Here is a 13,748-nt window from a genome sequence, read left to right on the forward strand (position 1 = left end):
TTGCCGATGACCCCGACAAGTTCGGACACCGCAACGCGCGGTAGCCCATTACGTTGAGTCGTCGGCGCCGGCTGCTCACCGAATCACCCGAAGTCCAGCCAGATGACATGTCCGGCTATCAAGACGGCTATCACCGCGAGCAGGAGGGTGTCTCTGCCGCGAATTTGGGGCGCGTCGGACGTTCCCATACGCAACTCACGAGCGATCAGAAACAACGGAAACGTGAAGCCGATCGCGGTAACGAAGCCGCCCGCAATGTAGAGCCACACGAACTTGATGCCGTGCTTTCTGGCCTCGACCACCATGAAGATGACTGCCGCGAGAGCCAAGAGGAGAAGGTCGCCCGTGTACGAGCGTGACGCCGGGGTGATCTTCAGGTCGTTCATGAAGTCGCTCATGAACCGGTCAGGCGAGTAATCCAGATTCGGTGCCCACGTCGCGATGAGCGCGGCGACCGCGACAGCCCCATAGGCGACGCAGAGAACTTTGCGAGACGTGGGGACGGATGATGCTTGATCGGCCTGGTCGGCTGTTGTCATAGCTCACGCTAGGCGATCTTGACCGTTCGTTGAACGCATAATCGCAATCTCCCGCCGAACACTGCCACGACGAACTGTTCCGGCGTCAGTCAGCCGTCGGACAGCAGCACATCCGCGTCGAAGCACGTGTGCGCTCCGGTGTGGCAGGCCGCGCCGGTCTGATCGACCTCCAACAAGACCGTGTCACCGTCGCAGTCCAAGCGGACGGAGTGCACGTACTGCGTGTGCCCCGACGTCAGCCCTTTGACCCACTGCTCTCCGCGGGAACGCGAAAAGTAGGTGGCCTCACGGGTTTCCAGGGTGCGGGCCAGCGCGTCGTCGTCCATCCAGGCGACCATCAGCACCTGACCGGTGGAGCGTTCCTGCGCCACCGCGCTGAACAGTCCGTCGGCGTTGCGCTTGAGGCGCTTGGCGATATCGGGATCAAGAGCCATTACCGCACCACAATCCCTTCTGCGGCCATCGCCGCCTTCACCTCGCCGATGGTCAGCTCCCGGAAATGGAACACACTGGCAGCCAGCACCGCGTCGGCGCCGGCCTGCACGGCAGGCGCGAAATCGGCCACGGCACCGGCACCGCCGCTGGCGATCACCGGGACACCCACTGCCGCGCGCACCGCACGCAGCATCGGCAGGTCGAACCCGGCCTTGGTGCCGTCGCGGTCCATCGAGTTGAGCAGGATCTCGCCGACCCCGAGTTCGGCGCCCCGCGCAGCCCATTCGATCGCATCGATTCCGGTGCCGCGGCGCCCGCCGTGAGTGGTCACCTCCCACCCCGAGGCGGTGGGCTGCTCGCCTGCAGGCACGGTGCGTGCGTCGACGCTGAGCACGATGCACTGGGAACCGAACTGGCGGGCCATCTCGGCGAGCAGTTCGGGCCGCGCGATCGCGGCGGTGTTGACCGACACCTTGTCGGCGCCGGCGCGCAGCAGCACGTCGACGTCGTCGACCGAACGCACGCCGCCACCGACGGTCAGCGGGATGAACACCTGCTCGGCGGTGCGCTTGACCACCTCGAGCATGGTGGTCCGGCCCGACGACGACGCGGTCACGTCGAGGAAGGTGAGCTCGTCGGCACCCTCCGCGTCGTAAGCGGCGGCGAGTTCGACAGGATCACCCGCATCACGCAGGTTCTCGAAGTTGACCCCCTTGACCACCCGGCCGGCGTCGACGTCGAGGCACGGGATGATCCTCGTTGCAACGTCACTGATGGTGCTCACAGGTAGTCCTCCGGATTGCCAGCGGATTTCACGATTTCCAGCATGCGTTCGTGCACGCCGGGCGCGGCGGCCAGCGCCGACTTCGACTCGGCCGTCCATGGGTCGCCGGCCAGGTCCGTCACGATGCCCCCGGCGGCCCGAACCAACGCCACGCCGGCGGCATGGTCCCAGATGTGGTGTCCGAAACTGATGGCCCCGCCCAGGATCCCGGCGGCGACGTAGGCCAGGTCCACCCCGGTGGCGCCGTGCATCCGCACCCGCGAGCAGACCCGGCTCAGATTGGACAGCACCTCGACCCGGTAGCGGCCTGGGAACCGGCCGCGGGAGTCGATGTTGAAGGTCTGGATGCCGACGATCGAATCGGTCAACGTGGGCGATCCCAGCGGCGGCAGCGCGGTTCCGTTGTCGCGCACCGGTCCCCCGGCCAAAGCCGAGTACCGCTGCCCGGTGAACGGGAGCCAGGTCAGGCCGGCGACCGGCTCACCATCGGCCAGCAGGCCGAGCAGGATCGCCGCCATCGGCGACCCGGCCGCGTAGTTGAAGGTGCCGTCGATCGGGTCGAGCACCCACACCAGCGGCGAATCGATGGGCTCTCCGCCGAATTCCTCACCGTGAACGCCGATCCCGGTGGCTTCGGTCAGTGCCCGCACCACCTGGCGCTCGATCGCGAGGTCGACCTCGGTGGCGAAGTCGTTGCCCTGCTTGGTGACCGCGGAATCCGCGCGGTGCCCGGCGATGAACGGCACCGACGCCGCGTCGAGGATCTCGGTCGCCGCAGCTACCAGTGCGGCCAGCTTCGACGGATCCAGGTCACCCACCTCGCTTATCCGCTGACCGCGGCCAGTGCCTGCGGCAGAGTGAATCGTTCGGCGTAGAGCGCCTTCCCGACGATGGCGCCCTCGACACCGTGGCCGGTCAGGGTGGCGATCGCCCGGAGGTCATCGAGGCTCGACACGCCGCCCGAGGCGATCACCGGGGCGTCGGTGCGGTCGGCGACCGCGGCCAGCAGCTCCAGGTTGGGGCCGGTCAGGGTGCCGTCCTTGGTGACGTCGGTGACGACGTAGCGCGAACACCCTTCGCGGTCAAGGCGATCCAGGACCTCCCAGAGCTCGCCGCCGTCGGTCTCCCAGCCGCGGCCGCGGAGCCGCCAGCTGTCGTTCTCGAACTGCACGTCCAACCCCACTGCCACCCGGTCGCCGTATTCGGCGATGGCCCGGCGGCACCACTCGGGACTCTCGAGAGCCGCGGTGCCGATGTTCACCCGGGCACAGCCGGTGTCCATGGCGGCCTTCAGCGAATCGTCGTCGCGGATCCCGCCGGACAGTTCGACTTTCACGTCGAGCTTCCCGACCAGATCGGCCAGCAGCTCACGGTTGCTGCCGCGCCCGAAGGCGGCGTCCAGGTCCACCAGGTGGATCCACTCCGCACCGTCACGCTGCCAGGCCTCCGCAGCTTCCAGTGCCGAGCCGTAATCGGTCTCACTGCCCGCCTTGCCCTGGACGAGACGCACCGCTTTGCCGTCCACCACATCGACAGCCGGCAACAGAATCAAACTCACAGTCCCTCAACCCAATTCGTGAGCAGCGTCGCACCCGCGTCGCCGCTCTTCTCCGGATGAAATTGCGTAGCCGACAGCGCACCGTCTTCGACGGCGGCGATGAACGGCACGTGATGCGTCGCCCAGGTGACCAGTGCGCCCGGATTTCCGGACCACTCCTGGGCAGCGTACGAGTGCACGAAATAGAAGCGCGTGGCGGCGTCGAGCCCCTTGAACAGGGTGCTCCCGGGAGCGGCGTCGACGACATTCCAGCCCATGTGCGGAATCACCGGGGCATCCAGGCGGGTCACCGAACCGGGCCACTGTCCGCAGCCGGTGGACTCCGTCCCGAACTCCACTCCGCGGGCGAACAGGATTTGCATGCCGACGCAGACGCCCAACACCGGGCGACCATGCTGTAGCCGGTCGGCGATGATCTTCTCGCCGCCGATCGCCCGCAGTCCGGTCATGCAGGCCTCGAACGCACCGACACCGGGCACCACGAGCCCGTCGGCTGCCGCGGCAGCGCCGGGATCGGCGGTGACCTCGACATCGGCTCCGACGCGCTCCAGCGCGCGTTGAGCCGAGCGCAGGTTGCCTGATCCGTAGTCGAGTACGACGACTTTCTTTGTCACAGAGTGCCCTTGGTCGACGGGACACCGGTCACGCGGGCGTCGTACTCGACGGCCTGTCGCAGCGCGCGAGCCACCGCCTTGTACTGCGCCTCGGTGATGTGGTGCGGGTCGCGACCGTAGAGCGTCCGCACGTGCAACGCGATGCGGGCATTGAACGCCAGCGATTCGAACACGTGCCGGTTGATCACGGTGTGGTAGGGCGCGCTGGAGCCTGCGATGGTGAATTCCACCATGAACTCGGGCTCCCCGGTGTGCACGAAGTACGGTCGACCGGACACGTCGACTGCGGCATGCGCCAGCGACTCGTCCATCGGGATGAACGCATCACCGAACCGGCGGATGCCCTTCTTGTCGCCCAGGGCCTGGCCGAGCGCCTGACCCAGCACGATCGCGGTGTCCTCGATCGTGTGGTGCCCCTCGATCTCGATGTCGCCCTTGGCGTGCACCGTGAGATCGAAGCTGGCGTGGGTGCCCAGCGCAGTCAGCATGTGATCGAAGAACGGGACACCGGTGTCGATGTCGACGACACCGGTGCCGTCGAGGTCGATCTCGACGGTGATGTCGGATTCCCTGGTCTTGCGTTCGACTTTCGCGCGACGGGTCACGATGCTCCTACCGGGCTGTTGGCGGGCTGAAGTTCGGTGGCAGCCAGATCGGCACTGGCAGCCAGGAACGCGTCATTCTCCTCGGCCAGACCGATCGTGGTGCGCAGGAAGCCAGGGATACCGACATCGCGGATCAGGATTCCCTTGTCCAGGTAGCGCTGCCACGTCGCCGGCGCATCGGTGAAGTCACCGAACAACACGAAGTTCGCGTCGCTGGGGATCACGCGGTACCCCAAGCGGTTCAGTTCGGCGCTCACCCGGTCGCGTTCGGCAGCCAGCGTCGCGACGCTGGCCAGGGTGTCGTCGGCGTGACGCAGTGCCGCACAGGCTGCGGCCTGGGTCAGCACCGACAGGTGATACGGCAACCGCACCAGCAGCAGCGCATCGATCACCGCGGGTGCGGCGGCCAGGTAGCCGAGCCGTCCGCCGGCGAACGCGAACGCCTTGCTCATCGTGCGGGTGACGATCAGCTTGGCCGGGAACTCGTCGATCAGCGTGACCGCACTGGGCTGCGAGGAGAACTCGCCGTAGGCCTCGTCGACGATCAAGATGCCACCCGGCCCAGAAGACAACGCCTGTAGCAGGCGGCGCAGGTCCTCGATCGAAACACTCTGACCCGACGGGTTGTTGGGGCTCGCCACGAACACCACGTCGGGTGTGCGCTCTTTGACCGCGGCCACGGCAACATCGACGTCGAGTCCGAAATCCGCGGCGCGGGCGGCCTGCAGCCACTCCGTCTGGGTGCCATCGGAGATGATCGGGTGCATCGAGTACGACGGCACGAAACCGATCGCGGTACGTCCCGGACCGCCGAAAGCCTGCAGCAGCTGCTGCAGGATCTCGTTGGAACCGTTTGCCGCCCACAGGTTGTCGACGGTGAGTTGCACGCCGGTGGCCTCGGTGAGATAGGCGGCCAGACTGGTGCGCAACTCCACCGCATCCCGGTCGGGATAGCGGTGCAGCTCGGCGGCGGCGTCGCGAACCGTCGCGGCGACGTCGTCGATCAGGGCCTGAGTCGGCGGATGCGGGTTCTCATTGGTGTTGAGCCGCACCGGCACCACCAATTGCGGTGCACCGTACGGAGATTTCCCGCGCAGGTTCTCCCGCAGCGGCAGATCGGCCAGCGTCACATCCTGTGCGCCCATTACCGCTCGAACCTCCGTCGTACCGCCTCACCGTGCGAGGGCAGGTTTTCGGCCTTGGACAACGTGATCACGTGTCCGGAAACGTCCTTCAGTGCCGCCTCGTCGTATTCGACGACGTGGATACCGCGCAGGAACGTCTGCACGGACAAGCCGCTGGAATGCCGGGCACAGCCCGCGGTCGGCAGCACGTGGTTGGAGCCGGCGCAGTAATCGCCCAGGCTGACCGGAGACCAGGCACCCACGAAAATGGCTCCCGCAGAACGAATCCGGCCGGCGACGGCGGGCGCGTCCTCCGTCTGGATCTCCAGGTGCTCGGCGGCGTAGGCGTTGACCACTCGCACCCCGGCCTCGATGTCGTCGACGAGCACGATCGCGGACTGCTTGCCCGACAGCGCCACCCGAACGCGGTCGACGTGCACCGTGGTGGCCAGCTGGCGGGTGAGCTCGCGGTCGGTGGCCTCAGCGAGTGCTTCGCTGTCGGTGACCAGCACGCTGGCCGCCATCTCGTCGTGCTCGGCCTGGCTGATCAGGTCCGCGGCAACGTGTACCGGATCGGCCGTGTGATCGGCCAGGATCGCGATCTCGGTGGGGCCGGCTTCGGCGTCGATGCCGACCTGCGAGCGGCAGATCCGCTTGGCGGCGGTCACGTAGATGTTGCCAGGGCCGGTGATCATGTCGACCGGGGCGAGTTCGGCGCCGTCGGTGTCGGTGCCGCCGTAGGCCAGCAACGCCACGGCCTGCGCGCCACCGACGGCCCACACCTCGTCGACACCGAGCAGCGCTGCGGCGGCCAGGATGGTCGGGTGCGGCAGTCCGTCGAATTCCGACTGAGGCGGGCTGGCGATCACCAGCGAGTCGACGCCGGCGGTCTGCGCGGGCACCACGTTCATCACGACGCTCGACGGATAGACGGCGTTGCCGCCGGGCACGTACAGCCCGACGCGCTCAACCGGCACCCAGCGTTCGGTGACGGTGGCACCGGGGGCCAGCGCGGTGGTGGTGTCGGTGCGGCGTTGATCGGCGTGCACGATGCGCGCCCGGTCGATCGCGACCTGCAGGGCGGCGCGCACGTCGGGGTCGAGGTCGGCCAGGGCGGCAGCCAGTCTGGCCGCAGGTACTCGCACGGTGTCGGGCCGGATGCCGTCGAAGGTATGGCCGTAGTCCAGCGCGGCCGTCGCGCCATGCTCGGCGACGGCCTCCACGATCGGGCGGACCTTGGGCACCACTGCGTCCACATCGACTCCGCCGCGGGGCAGCGCAGATCGCAACTGCGCGGCGTTCAGCACACGGTTACGCAGGTCGATGCGGGACATCTGAAACTCGGCCATCGGTTCAATTGTCCCTGATCAGTCCAGTTGATAAAAATCCGTCATCCACTGCGACCGGCACGACCCGCCGTAGGGTGGTCCCAGACTGCCGAACGGAGCCCAAGATGTCCGCGAAAGACCACCCGAACAACGCCCCCGGCGTACCGATGCTCGTGCCGCCCGCACTGGAGCGGTTCCAGATCAAATACATCAATCCGCTGGTGAAGCCGTTTTCCAAGCGCTTGCCCGGCTTCACCGTGATCAAGCATCGGGGCCGCACCTCCGGTACGCCGTACGAGACGATCGTCACCAGCTACCGCAAAGGCAACGTTTTCGCGGTGACGCTCCTGCACGGAAAGACCAACTGGGTGAAGAACGTGATCGCAGCCGGCGGGGCCGATGTGCACCTGTTCCGCGACGACATCAAGATCACCAATCCGCGTGTCCTGCCGGCAGGCACCGACGATCCGACCCTCCCCCGGATCCCCCGCAACGCGGCCCGCCGGATGGGCGTCTTCGTCGCAGATATCGTTTGACACGCTCGCCAGACTGCATACATGACCTGGCAGATCTGGCTCGCGTTTCTCGGCGCGTCGATCGCCATCAGCCTGTCCCCCGGTGCCGGGGCGATCCAGTCGATGGCGACCGGCCTGACCCATGGCGTGCGCCGCGGGTCATGGAGCGTGCTCGGCCTCCAGATCGGGCTGCTTGCGCAGCTGGTGTTGGTCGCCGTCGGCCTGGGCGCCCTCGTCGCCAAGTCGATGCTGGCCTTCCACATCGTCAAGTGGATCGGTGTGGCGTATCTGATCTACCTCGCGGTCCAGCAATGGCGCAGCGCCTCTCAGGACTTGCGCGCCCGGATGGGCGGCGCCGGCGAGCGGGGCCGGCTGTCGCTGGTGATGCGCGGTTTCCTGGTGAACACCACCAACCCCAAGGGCCTGGTGTTCCTGGTCGCCGTACTGCCGCAGTTCGTGGTGCCGAGCGCGCCGTTGCTGCCGCAGTATCTGGCGATCGGGGCGACGATGGTCGCCGTCGACGTGGTCGTGATGAGCCTCTACACCGGACTGGCGGCCCGGCTGCTCACGTGGCTCCAGACGCCGCGTCAGCAGACCATCCTCGGCCGGGTGTTCTCCGGGCTGTTCGCGACGGCCGCCGTGGTGCTCTCGTTGGTACGTCGCGGCGCGACCGCCTAGGCACTCGTCGTGTTCTCCAGCGCTGCCTTGATGATCGGCGCCGCCGTCTCCATCGCGGCCCGAAGCGGGCCAGCGGCCTCGTTGGGCAGCACATCGCGTGACCAGAGGAAACGGCAGCGCTGCGGGCCGTCGGCCACCACCTGCATGACGGCATTGTCATGCTCGGGCCGGGCGCTGTCGCCGATCAGGGAGTAGGCGATTCGGCGGGCCGGGTCGTCGCGGCTGACCAGGCGCTCGCGGGCGACGAATCCGTCCGCGAACGTCACGACGCGAACATCGCCGTCCGCCTGGCAGGACGCCACGAATCCCGGCGCCATCCGCACGGGCCCTTCTGCCCAATCGCCGATCACCTGCCACACCAGCGAACTGTCGGCTTCAACGTCGAACTCGATCTGGATCGATGCCATGGCATCAGTCTGGCCGGACACTGACCTGGTGTCTTGAACATTCTTGCGGGCCTTGGATGTCGGTCCGCGGGGCTAGCGTGTGGGAGGTGTTGAGTGCACAGACGCTGATTTCCCGGCCGGATTTCAGCATCGCAACCTGGAGCTGCACCGGCGAGCACGCGGACTGGTCGGAGCCCGAATGCCCGGTCGACGGGCGGTTCGTGCTGGTGCGCTCCGGGCGCTTTCAGCGTCGTGGGTCCGGGGGCACGGTGGAACACGATGCGACGCTCGGCTATCTCGGTGCGCCCGGGGAGCCCGAACATTTCGCTCATCCACACGGCGGCGATGCCTGCACGTCGTTGCAGCTCAACGCCGAGAACTGGTGGCAACTCGCCGGCGAGCCGAAACAGATCGGACCCGCTGCCGTGTACGTGGACGCCCGTCTCGAACTGGCGCACCGGCGGCTGCTGGCCACCGGTCGCGACGATCCCGACTGTCAACTCGCCGAGGGTCTGGTGCGGCTGGTGGGTGCGGCGCTGCGCTCGGCCGCGCATCGGCCGCTACCGGCCGGATCACCGGCCCGGCTGTCCGAGCGGCGGTTGGTCGCACGGGCCCGCGACGCGATCAGGCAGGCCGATGACGCTGCCGTGGGGCTGTTCCCGCTCGCAGCCGCGCTCGGAGTGTCGCCCTACCGCCTGAGCCGTTCGTTCAGCAATGAGTTGGGGGTATCGGTGACGCGGTACCGCAACCGGGTCCGGGTCGGCCGGGCACTCGAGCATCTGCACCGCGGGGACTCCACGATGGCCGACGTCGCAGCCGCACTGGGATTCGCCGACCAGGCCCACTTCTGCCGCACAGTGCGGGCACACACCGGCTGGACACCGTCCGCGACCCGGCGCGAACTACGCCGCGCCGCCGCGGATCAGGTATCGAGCCCGATGTCGAGCACCCGCACCGAATGGGTGAGGGCACCGATCGCGAGGTAGTCGACCCCGGTGCCGGCGTAGTCGGCCGCGCTGTCCAGCGTCAGACCGCCCGACGATTCCAGCAGAGTCTTGGGTGAGTGCTTGTCCCGGCGCTGGACCGCAATCTGGGTCTGCCAGACCGGGAAGTTGTCCAGCAGCACCAGTTCCACATCGGCCGAGAGCACATCGTCGAGTTGTTCGAGCGAATCCACCTCGACCTCGCACGGCAGGTCCGGGGCCTCGGCCCGAACCGCCTTGAGCGCGGCCAGCACCGACCCGGCCGCGGCGACGTGGTTGTCCTTGATCAACGCGGCATCGCCCAGACCCATCCGGTGGTTGACGCCGCCGCCGACGCGCACCGCGTACTTCTGCAGCGCACGCATACCCGGCAGCGTCTTGCGAGTGTCGCGGATCTTGGCGTTGGTGCCGGCCACCGCGTCGACCCAGGCAGCGGTCGCCGTGGCGATTCCCGACAGGTGGCACATCAGGTTGAGCAGCGTGCGCTCGGCCGTGAGCAGGCCCCGGGTCGGCGCCTCGACCGTCAGGATCGACGAACGGGCGTCGAGCCGGGCACCGTCCTCGACGCGGTTGAGGACGCGGTAGCCGTCGGCGCCGAGGACCTCGTCGAGCACCAGCAGCGCGATGTCGACACCGGCAGCCACGCCCGGCTCCCGGTTGACCACCGAGGCGGTGGTCATCGCGTCGGCGCCCACGGTGGCGAGGGTCGTCACGTCCGGGCCGTAGCGCAGGTCTTCTTCGAGCGCCCGGGCGATCGTGGCACGCGCCTCACCCAGCTCGACATCCGAAAGTGCCATCAGCACACCACCGTTGCGGTGTCGAGGGCGGGGCGGCCGGCCACGGCGCGAATCGTCACGGAATGCTCCTGAGCGGGATCGGTTTCGGGGTGATCGCCGCGATGGTGGCAGCCGCGGCTTTCGGTGCGGGCCAGGGCTGCGACGGCAATCGCCCGGGCCGTCGTGGTGAGGGACGCGTCCTCGAAGCTCTGACGGTTGGCCGGCTGCACCGACCGCGCACCGTCGAGAACGGCTTCCAGCCGGCGCAGGCCATCGGCGTCGCGGACCACTGAGGCATGCTCAGACATGGCGTGCTGCAGAGCATCTCGGTCAACGACGTCTTGGCGGCGGTCCTGCGGCGGCTGCGCGCGTACCGAGCCTGCCGCGCCGGCATGCTCGGCGGCCAGCCGGCCGGCCCTGCCGCCGACGACCAGCCCTTCCAGAAGACTGTTGGAGGCCAACCGGTTGGCCCCGTGCATACCCGTGCGGGCCACTTCTCCAGCGGCGAAGAGCCCGGGCAGGTCGGTGCGGCCATGCACGTCGGTGGCCACGCCGCCACAGCTGTAGTGGGCGCCGGGCACGACCGGGATGGGTTGCCGGGTCGGGTCGACACCGGCTGCCGCACACGCCGCCGCCACGGTGGGAAACCGGTCGGCGAACTGGGCGACGCTCCGGGCGTCGAGGTAGGCGCACGGGTCGCCGGTGGCGTTCAGCCGGGCGTTGATGGCTGCGGCCACGACGTCGCGCGGGGCCAGGTCCCCCATCGGGTGCACCCCGTCGGTCACCGAGTTACCTTGCGAGTCAATGAGTACCGCGCCTTCTCCGCGCAGCGCTTCGGTGATGAGAGGTCGCCGCCCACCGCTGTTCTCGGCGTACAGCATGGTCGGATGGAACTGGACGAACTCGATATCGCGGACCGGAACGCCGGCCCACATCGCGAGGGCGATTCCGTCACCGGTCGAGCCACTGGGGTTGGTGGTGGCCGCATAGACGTGGCCGAGGCCTCCGGTGGCCAAGATGACCGACGGCGCGTGGATGATGCCGACGCCGTCCTCATTGCGGACCAGTACCCCGGTCACCGTGGCGTCGTCGCGCAGAACCTCCAGCGCCACGTGGTCGCGCCGGATGTCGAGTTTGGCCGCCGCAGAATCGAGTGCCCGCTGCACCTCGGCCCCGGTGGCATCGCCACCGGCGTGGATGATCCGGCGTCGGGTGTGTCCGCCCTCGCGGGTCAGGGCCCAACGCCCAGGGGCCGTCTCGTCGAACTGCGCGCCGTCGGCAACCAGGTCCGCCACCGCGTCGTAGCCGGCCGCGACGATGGAGCGCACCGCATCGGGGTCACACAGACCTCCGCCGGCAGCCACCGTGTCGGCGACGTGCGCCTCGACAGAGTCGTCGGTATCCGGCAGCACGACGGCGATCCCGCCCTGGGCGTAGAAGGTCGCGGTCTCGCGGGCCTTGCTCAGCACCACCACCCGGCGGCCGCGACGATGCGCGGCCAGGGCCGCCACCAGCCCCGCGACACCGGTGCCGACCACGACGACGTCAGCGCGCTGCTGCCACAGCGTTGAACTGCCGCAGGCGAAGCGGCTTGATCCCCGGGCGCTGCCCGTCGGGTTCATTCGCCGCCGCCGGGCTGGCCAATCGCAATCATCCGCTGCACGCTGGCACGACCCAGGCGGGCGGTTTCGGGATCGACATGCACCTCGTCGGCGCCCTCGATCAGGCAGCGCAGCAGCGCGGCCGGAGTGATCATCTTCATGTAGGTGCACGACGCGCGGTCGTTGACGGCGAGGAAGTCGACTTCGGGTGCGGCCCTGCGCAACTGGTGCAGCATGCCGACCTCGGTCGCGACCAGCACCTGCCGCGCCCGGGTTTCCCGGGCTGCGTCGAGCATGCCGCCGGTGGACAGGATCTTCACCCGCTCCTCGGGAACCGCGCCCTCACCCGCCAGGTAGAGCGCCGAGGTGGCACATCCGCATTCGGGGTGCACGAAGAGTTCGGCGTCGGGGTGCGACCGGGCCTGGGCCGCCAGCTCGTCGCCGTTGATCCCGGCGTGCACGTGGCATTCGCCGGCCCAGACGTGCAGGTTCTTGCGGCCGGTGATGCGCCGGACGTGCGCTCCCAGGAACTGATCCGGGCAGAACAGCACCTCGCGGTCCTCGGGAATCGAGGCGACCACCTCGACGGCATTCGACGAGGTGCAGCAGATGTCGGTCAGCGCCTTCACCGCGGCAGTGGTGTTGACATAGGAAACGACGACCGCACCGGGGTGCTCGTCTTTCCAGGCCTGCAACTCGTCGGCGGTGATCGAATCAGCCAGCGAGCACCCGGCTCGCTGGTCCGGGATCAGCACCGTCTTGTCAGGGCTGAGGATCTTCGCCGTCTCGGCCATGAAGTGGACACCGCAGAACACGATGGTGTCCTCGGGAGCCTCGGCGGCGATGCGTGAGAGCGCCAGGGAATCACCCACGTGGTCCGCGACGTCCTGGATGGCGGGCAGCTGGTAGTTGTGCGCCAGCAACGTCGCGCCGCGCTGATCGACCAGACGGCGGATCTCAGCAGCCCATTTCTCGTCGCCGTCAACACCGGAATAGCCACCGGGACCATCGACGATCTGTTCTGCCAAGCCCCCCGCGAGGGTGTCATTGAGAGCGGTCACGCCGACCTCCTCCACTGCGTCAGGTTTTCGACTTATAATCGAAAACATGCCACATGGTAACACCGCGCACGAAGTGCTCGCCGTCGTGTTCCAGGTTCGCGACCTCGACACCAGGCAACCCGCACTCAACGTGCTGCTGTGGCAGCGGGCACTGGATCCCGAGCAGGGCAAATGGTCGCTACCCGGCGGCCGACTGGACGACGACGAGGATCTGATCAGCTCCGTTCGACGACAACTGGCCGAGAAGGTCGACCTGCGAGAGCTCGCCCATCTGGAGCAGTTGGCGGTGTTTTCCGACCCACGTCGGGTCCCCGGCACGCGGACCATCGCATCGACCTTCCTTGGCCTGGTGCCCTCCCCCTCGACCCCGGCCCTGCCGCCGGACACCCGCTGGCATCCGGTCAGTGACCTGCCCCCGATGGCCTTCGACCATGCGCCGATGGTCGAACACGCACGCAACCGGCTGGTGGCCAAGATGTCGTACACCAACATCGGATTCGCTTTGGCACCAAAAGAATTCGCGCTATCTACGTTGCGGGACATCTACAGCGCCGCACTCGACTACCAGGTCGACGCCACGAACCTGCAACGGGTGCTGCTACGCCGCAAGGTCATCACCCGCACCGGAACCACCGCCCGATCGGGCCGTAGCGGGGGCCGCCCCGCGGCGCTGTACCGCTTCACCGACTCGCGGTACCGCGTCACCGACGAATTCGCTGCTCTACGGCCTCCCGGGTGAGTCGACTGGATTCTTAGACCCT

Annotated in this window: 17 protein-coding genes; 4 read left to right on the top strand and 13 right to left on the bottom strand. The window is 68.1% G+C overall.

The genetic code is table 11. The features are described 5' to 3' along the window. Nucleotides 1-83: 83 nt before the first annotated feature. The 9 genes from ACNQR1_RS22095 to hisD all read right to left on the bottom strand — a co-directional run bounded on the left by ACNQR1_RS22095 (nucleotide 84) and on the right by hisD (nucleotide 7,008). A complete protein-coding gene (locus ACNQR1_RS22095) occupies nucleotides 84-539 on the bottom strand; it encodes a DUF2834 domain-containing protein (protein ID WP_418047851.1) in 456 nt (151 codons plus the stop codon). A gap of 89 nt (nucleotides 540-628) precedes the next feature. Further along, nucleotides 629-973 carry a phosphoribosyl-AMP cyclohydrolase gene (gene hisI / locus ACNQR1_RS22100; RefSeq protein ID WP_418047852.1) on the bottom strand — a complete coding sequence of 115 codons (345 nt, stop codon included), beginning with the start codon at nucleotides 971-973 and terminating at the stop codon, nucleotides 629-631. Next, nucleotides 973-1,758 (bottom strand): imidazole glycerol phosphate synthase subunit HisF, encoded by a 786-nt coding sequence (gene hisF / locus ACNQR1_RS22105; protein WP_418047853.1) that lies wholly within the window; start codon nucleotides 1,756-1,758, stop codon nucleotides 973-975. Before hisF ends, hisI begins: the two co-directional genes overlap by 1 nt. Then, nucleotides 1,755-2,585 carry an inositol monophosphatase family protein gene (locus ACNQR1_RS22110; protein WP_090426294.1) on the bottom strand — a complete coding sequence of 277 codons (831 nt, stop codon included), beginning with the start codon at nucleotides 2,583-2,585 and terminating at the stop codon, nucleotides 1,755-1,757. Before ACNQR1_RS22110 ends, hisF begins: the two co-directional genes overlap by 4 nt. Further along, entirely contained in the window at nucleotides 2,582-3,316 is a 735-nt protein-coding gene (gene priA / locus ACNQR1_RS22115; RefSeq protein WP_418047854.1) for a bifunctional 1-(5-phosphoribosyl)-5-((5-phosphoribosylamino)methylideneamino)imidazole-4-carboxamide isomerase/phosphoribosylanthranilate isomerase PriA, read from the bottom strand. The genes ACNQR1_RS22110 and priA overlap by 4 nt, the downstream gene beginning before the upstream one ends. Next, nucleotides 3,313-3,930: an imidazole glycerol phosphate synthase subunit HisH gene (gene hisH, locus ACNQR1_RS22120; RefSeq protein ID WP_418047855.1), complete on the bottom strand. Its 618-nt coding sequence runs from the start codon at nucleotides 3,928-3,930 to the stop codon at nucleotides 3,313-3,315. The genes priA and hisH overlap by 4 nt, the downstream gene beginning before the upstream one ends. Then, complete coding sequence (gene hisB, locus ACNQR1_RS22125; RefSeq protein WP_055113886.1) at nucleotides 3,927-4,535, bottom strand: imidazoleglycerol-phosphate dehydratase HisB; 609 nt, start codon at nucleotides 4,533-4,535, stop codon at nucleotides 3,927-3,929. The genes hisH and hisB overlap by 4 nt, the downstream gene beginning before the upstream one ends. Further along, entirely contained in the window at nucleotides 4,532-5,680 is a 1,149-nt protein-coding gene (locus ACNQR1_RS22130; RefSeq protein ID WP_418047856.1) for a histidinol-phosphate transaminase, read from the bottom strand. The genes hisB and ACNQR1_RS22130 overlap by 4 nt, the downstream gene beginning before the upstream one ends. Beyond that, on the bottom strand, nucleotides 5,680-7,008 hold the full coding sequence (hisD, locus tag ACNQR1_RS22135; protein ID WP_418047857.1) for a histidinol dehydrogenase: 1,329 nt from the start codon (nucleotides 7,006-7,008) through the stop codon (nucleotides 5,680-5,682). Before hisD ends, ACNQR1_RS22130 begins: the two co-directional genes overlap by 1 nt. A 104-nt stretch (nucleotides 7,009-7,112) precedes the next feature. Here hisD and ACNQR1_RS22140 point away from each other — a divergent pair, with 104 nt between their 5' ends. Both ACNQR1_RS22140 and rhtB read left to right on the top strand, forming a co-directional pair. Beyond that, the gene (locus tag ACNQR1_RS22140) at nucleotides 7,113-7,523 is read left to right on the top strand and encodes a nitroreductase family deazaflavin-dependent oxidoreductase (protein ID WP_036446192.1); all 411 of its coding nucleotides are present in this window, start codon (nucleotides 7,113-7,115) and stop codon (nucleotides 7,521-7,523) included. Nucleotides 7,524-7,544: 21 nt separating this feature from the next. After that, nucleotides 7,545-8,180: a homoserine/homoserine lactone efflux protein gene (gene rhtB / locus ACNQR1_RS22145; RefSeq protein ID WP_418047858.1), complete on the top strand. Its 636-nt coding sequence runs from the start codon at nucleotides 7,545-7,547 to the stop codon at nucleotides 8,178-8,180. Here rhtB and ACNQR1_RS22150 read toward each other — a convergent pair. Next, nucleotides 8,177-8,587: an SRPBCC family protein gene (locus tag ACNQR1_RS22150; protein ID WP_418047859.1), complete on the bottom strand. Its 411-nt coding sequence runs from the start codon at nucleotides 8,585-8,587 to the stop codon at nucleotides 8,177-8,179. The two genes, rhtB and ACNQR1_RS22150, sit on opposite strands and share 4 nt — an antisense overlap. 86 nt (nucleotides 8,588-8,673) lie before the next feature. Here ACNQR1_RS22150 and ACNQR1_RS22155 point away from each other — a divergent pair, with 86 nt between their 5' ends. After that, on the top strand, nucleotides 8,674-9,552 hold the full coding sequence (locus ACNQR1_RS22155; protein WP_418047860.1) for a helix-turn-helix domain-containing protein: 879 nt from the start codon (nucleotides 8,674-8,676) through the stop codon (nucleotides 9,550-9,552). On the opposite strand, the gene nadC is transcribed toward ACNQR1_RS22155, so the two are convergent. Genes nadC through nadA form a run of 3 tightly spaced genes read right to left on the bottom strand, consistent with a single transcriptional unit; the run spans nucleotide 9,489 to nucleotide 12,987 of the window. Further along, the gene (gene nadC, locus ACNQR1_RS22160) at nucleotides 9,489-10,346 is read right to left on the bottom strand and encodes a carboxylating nicotinate-nucleotide diphosphorylase (RefSeq protein WP_418047861.1); all 858 of its coding nucleotides are present in this window, start codon (nucleotides 10,344-10,346) and stop codon (nucleotides 9,489-9,491) included. The genes ACNQR1_RS22155 and nadC overlap by 64 nt on opposite strands. After that, nucleotides 10,346-11,947, bottom strand: coding sequence for an L-aspartate oxidase (locus ACNQR1_RS22165; protein ID WP_418047862.1), 1,602 nt, complete (start codon nucleotides 11,945-11,947; stop codon nucleotides 10,346-10,348). Before ACNQR1_RS22165 ends, nadC begins: the two co-directional genes overlap by 1 nt. Beyond that, on the bottom strand, nucleotides 11,944-12,987 hold the full coding sequence (gene nadA / locus ACNQR1_RS22170) for a quinolinate synthase NadA (protein ID WP_418047863.1): 1,044 nt from the start codon (nucleotides 12,985-12,987) through the stop codon (nucleotides 11,944-11,946). Before nadA ends, ACNQR1_RS22165 begins: the two co-directional genes overlap by 4 nt. A 46-nt stretch (nucleotides 12,988-13,033) precedes the next feature. Here nadA and ACNQR1_RS22175 point away from each other — a divergent pair, with 46 nt between their 5' ends. Then, entirely contained in the window at nucleotides 13,034-13,726 is a 693-nt protein-coding gene (locus tag ACNQR1_RS22175) for an NUDIX hydrolase (protein ID WP_418047864.1), read from the top strand. Nucleotides 13,727-13,748 lie beyond the last annotated feature (22 nt).

This window comes from Mycobacterium sp. 48b (assembly GCF_048282725.1).
GTDB lineage: Bacteria > Actinomycetota > Actinomycetes > Mycobacteriales > Mycobacteriaceae > Mycobacterium.

Bases quoted from the DNA above. Each gene is read 5' to 3' on its own strand.
- ACNQR1_RS22095 (WP_418047851.1), bottom strand. From the start codon at position 539: ATGACAACAGCCGACCAGGCCGATCAAGCATCATCCGTCCCCACGTCT.
- hisI (WP_418047852.1), bottom strand. From the start codon at position 973: ATGGCTCTTGATCCCGATATCGCCAAGCGCCTCAAGCGCAACGCCGAC.
- ACNQR1_RS22130 (WP_418047856.1), bottom strand. From the start codon at position 5,680: ATGGGCGCACAGGATGTGACGCTGGCCGATCTGCCGCTGCGGGAGAAC.
- hisD (WP_418047857.1), bottom strand. From the start codon at position 7,008: ATGGCCGAGTTTCAGATGTCCCGCATCGACCTGCGTAACCGTGTGCTG.
- ACNQR1_RS22140 (WP_036446192.1), top strand. From the start codon at position 7,113: ATGTCCGCGAAAGACCACCCGAACAACGCCCCCGGCGTACCGATGCTC.
- rhtB (WP_418047858.1), top strand. From the start codon at position 7,545: ATGACCTGGCAGATCTGGCTCGCGTTTCTCGGCGCGTCGATCGCCATC.
- ACNQR1_RS22150 (WP_418047859.1), bottom strand. From the start codon at position 8,587: ATGGCATCGATCCAGATCGAGTTCGACGTTGAAGCCGACAGTTCGCTG.
- nadC (WP_418047861.1), bottom strand. From the start codon at position 10,346: ATGGCACTTTCGGATGTCGAGCTGGGTGAGGCGCGTGCCACGATCGCC.
- ACNQR1_RS22165 (WP_418047862.1), bottom strand. From the start codon at position 11,947: ATGAACCCGACGGGCAGCGCCCGGGGATCAAGCCGCTTCGCCTGCGGC.
- ACNQR1_RS22175 (WP_418047864.1), top strand. From the start codon at position 13,034: ATGCCACATGGTAACACCGCGCACGAAGTGCTCGCCGTCGTGTTCCAG.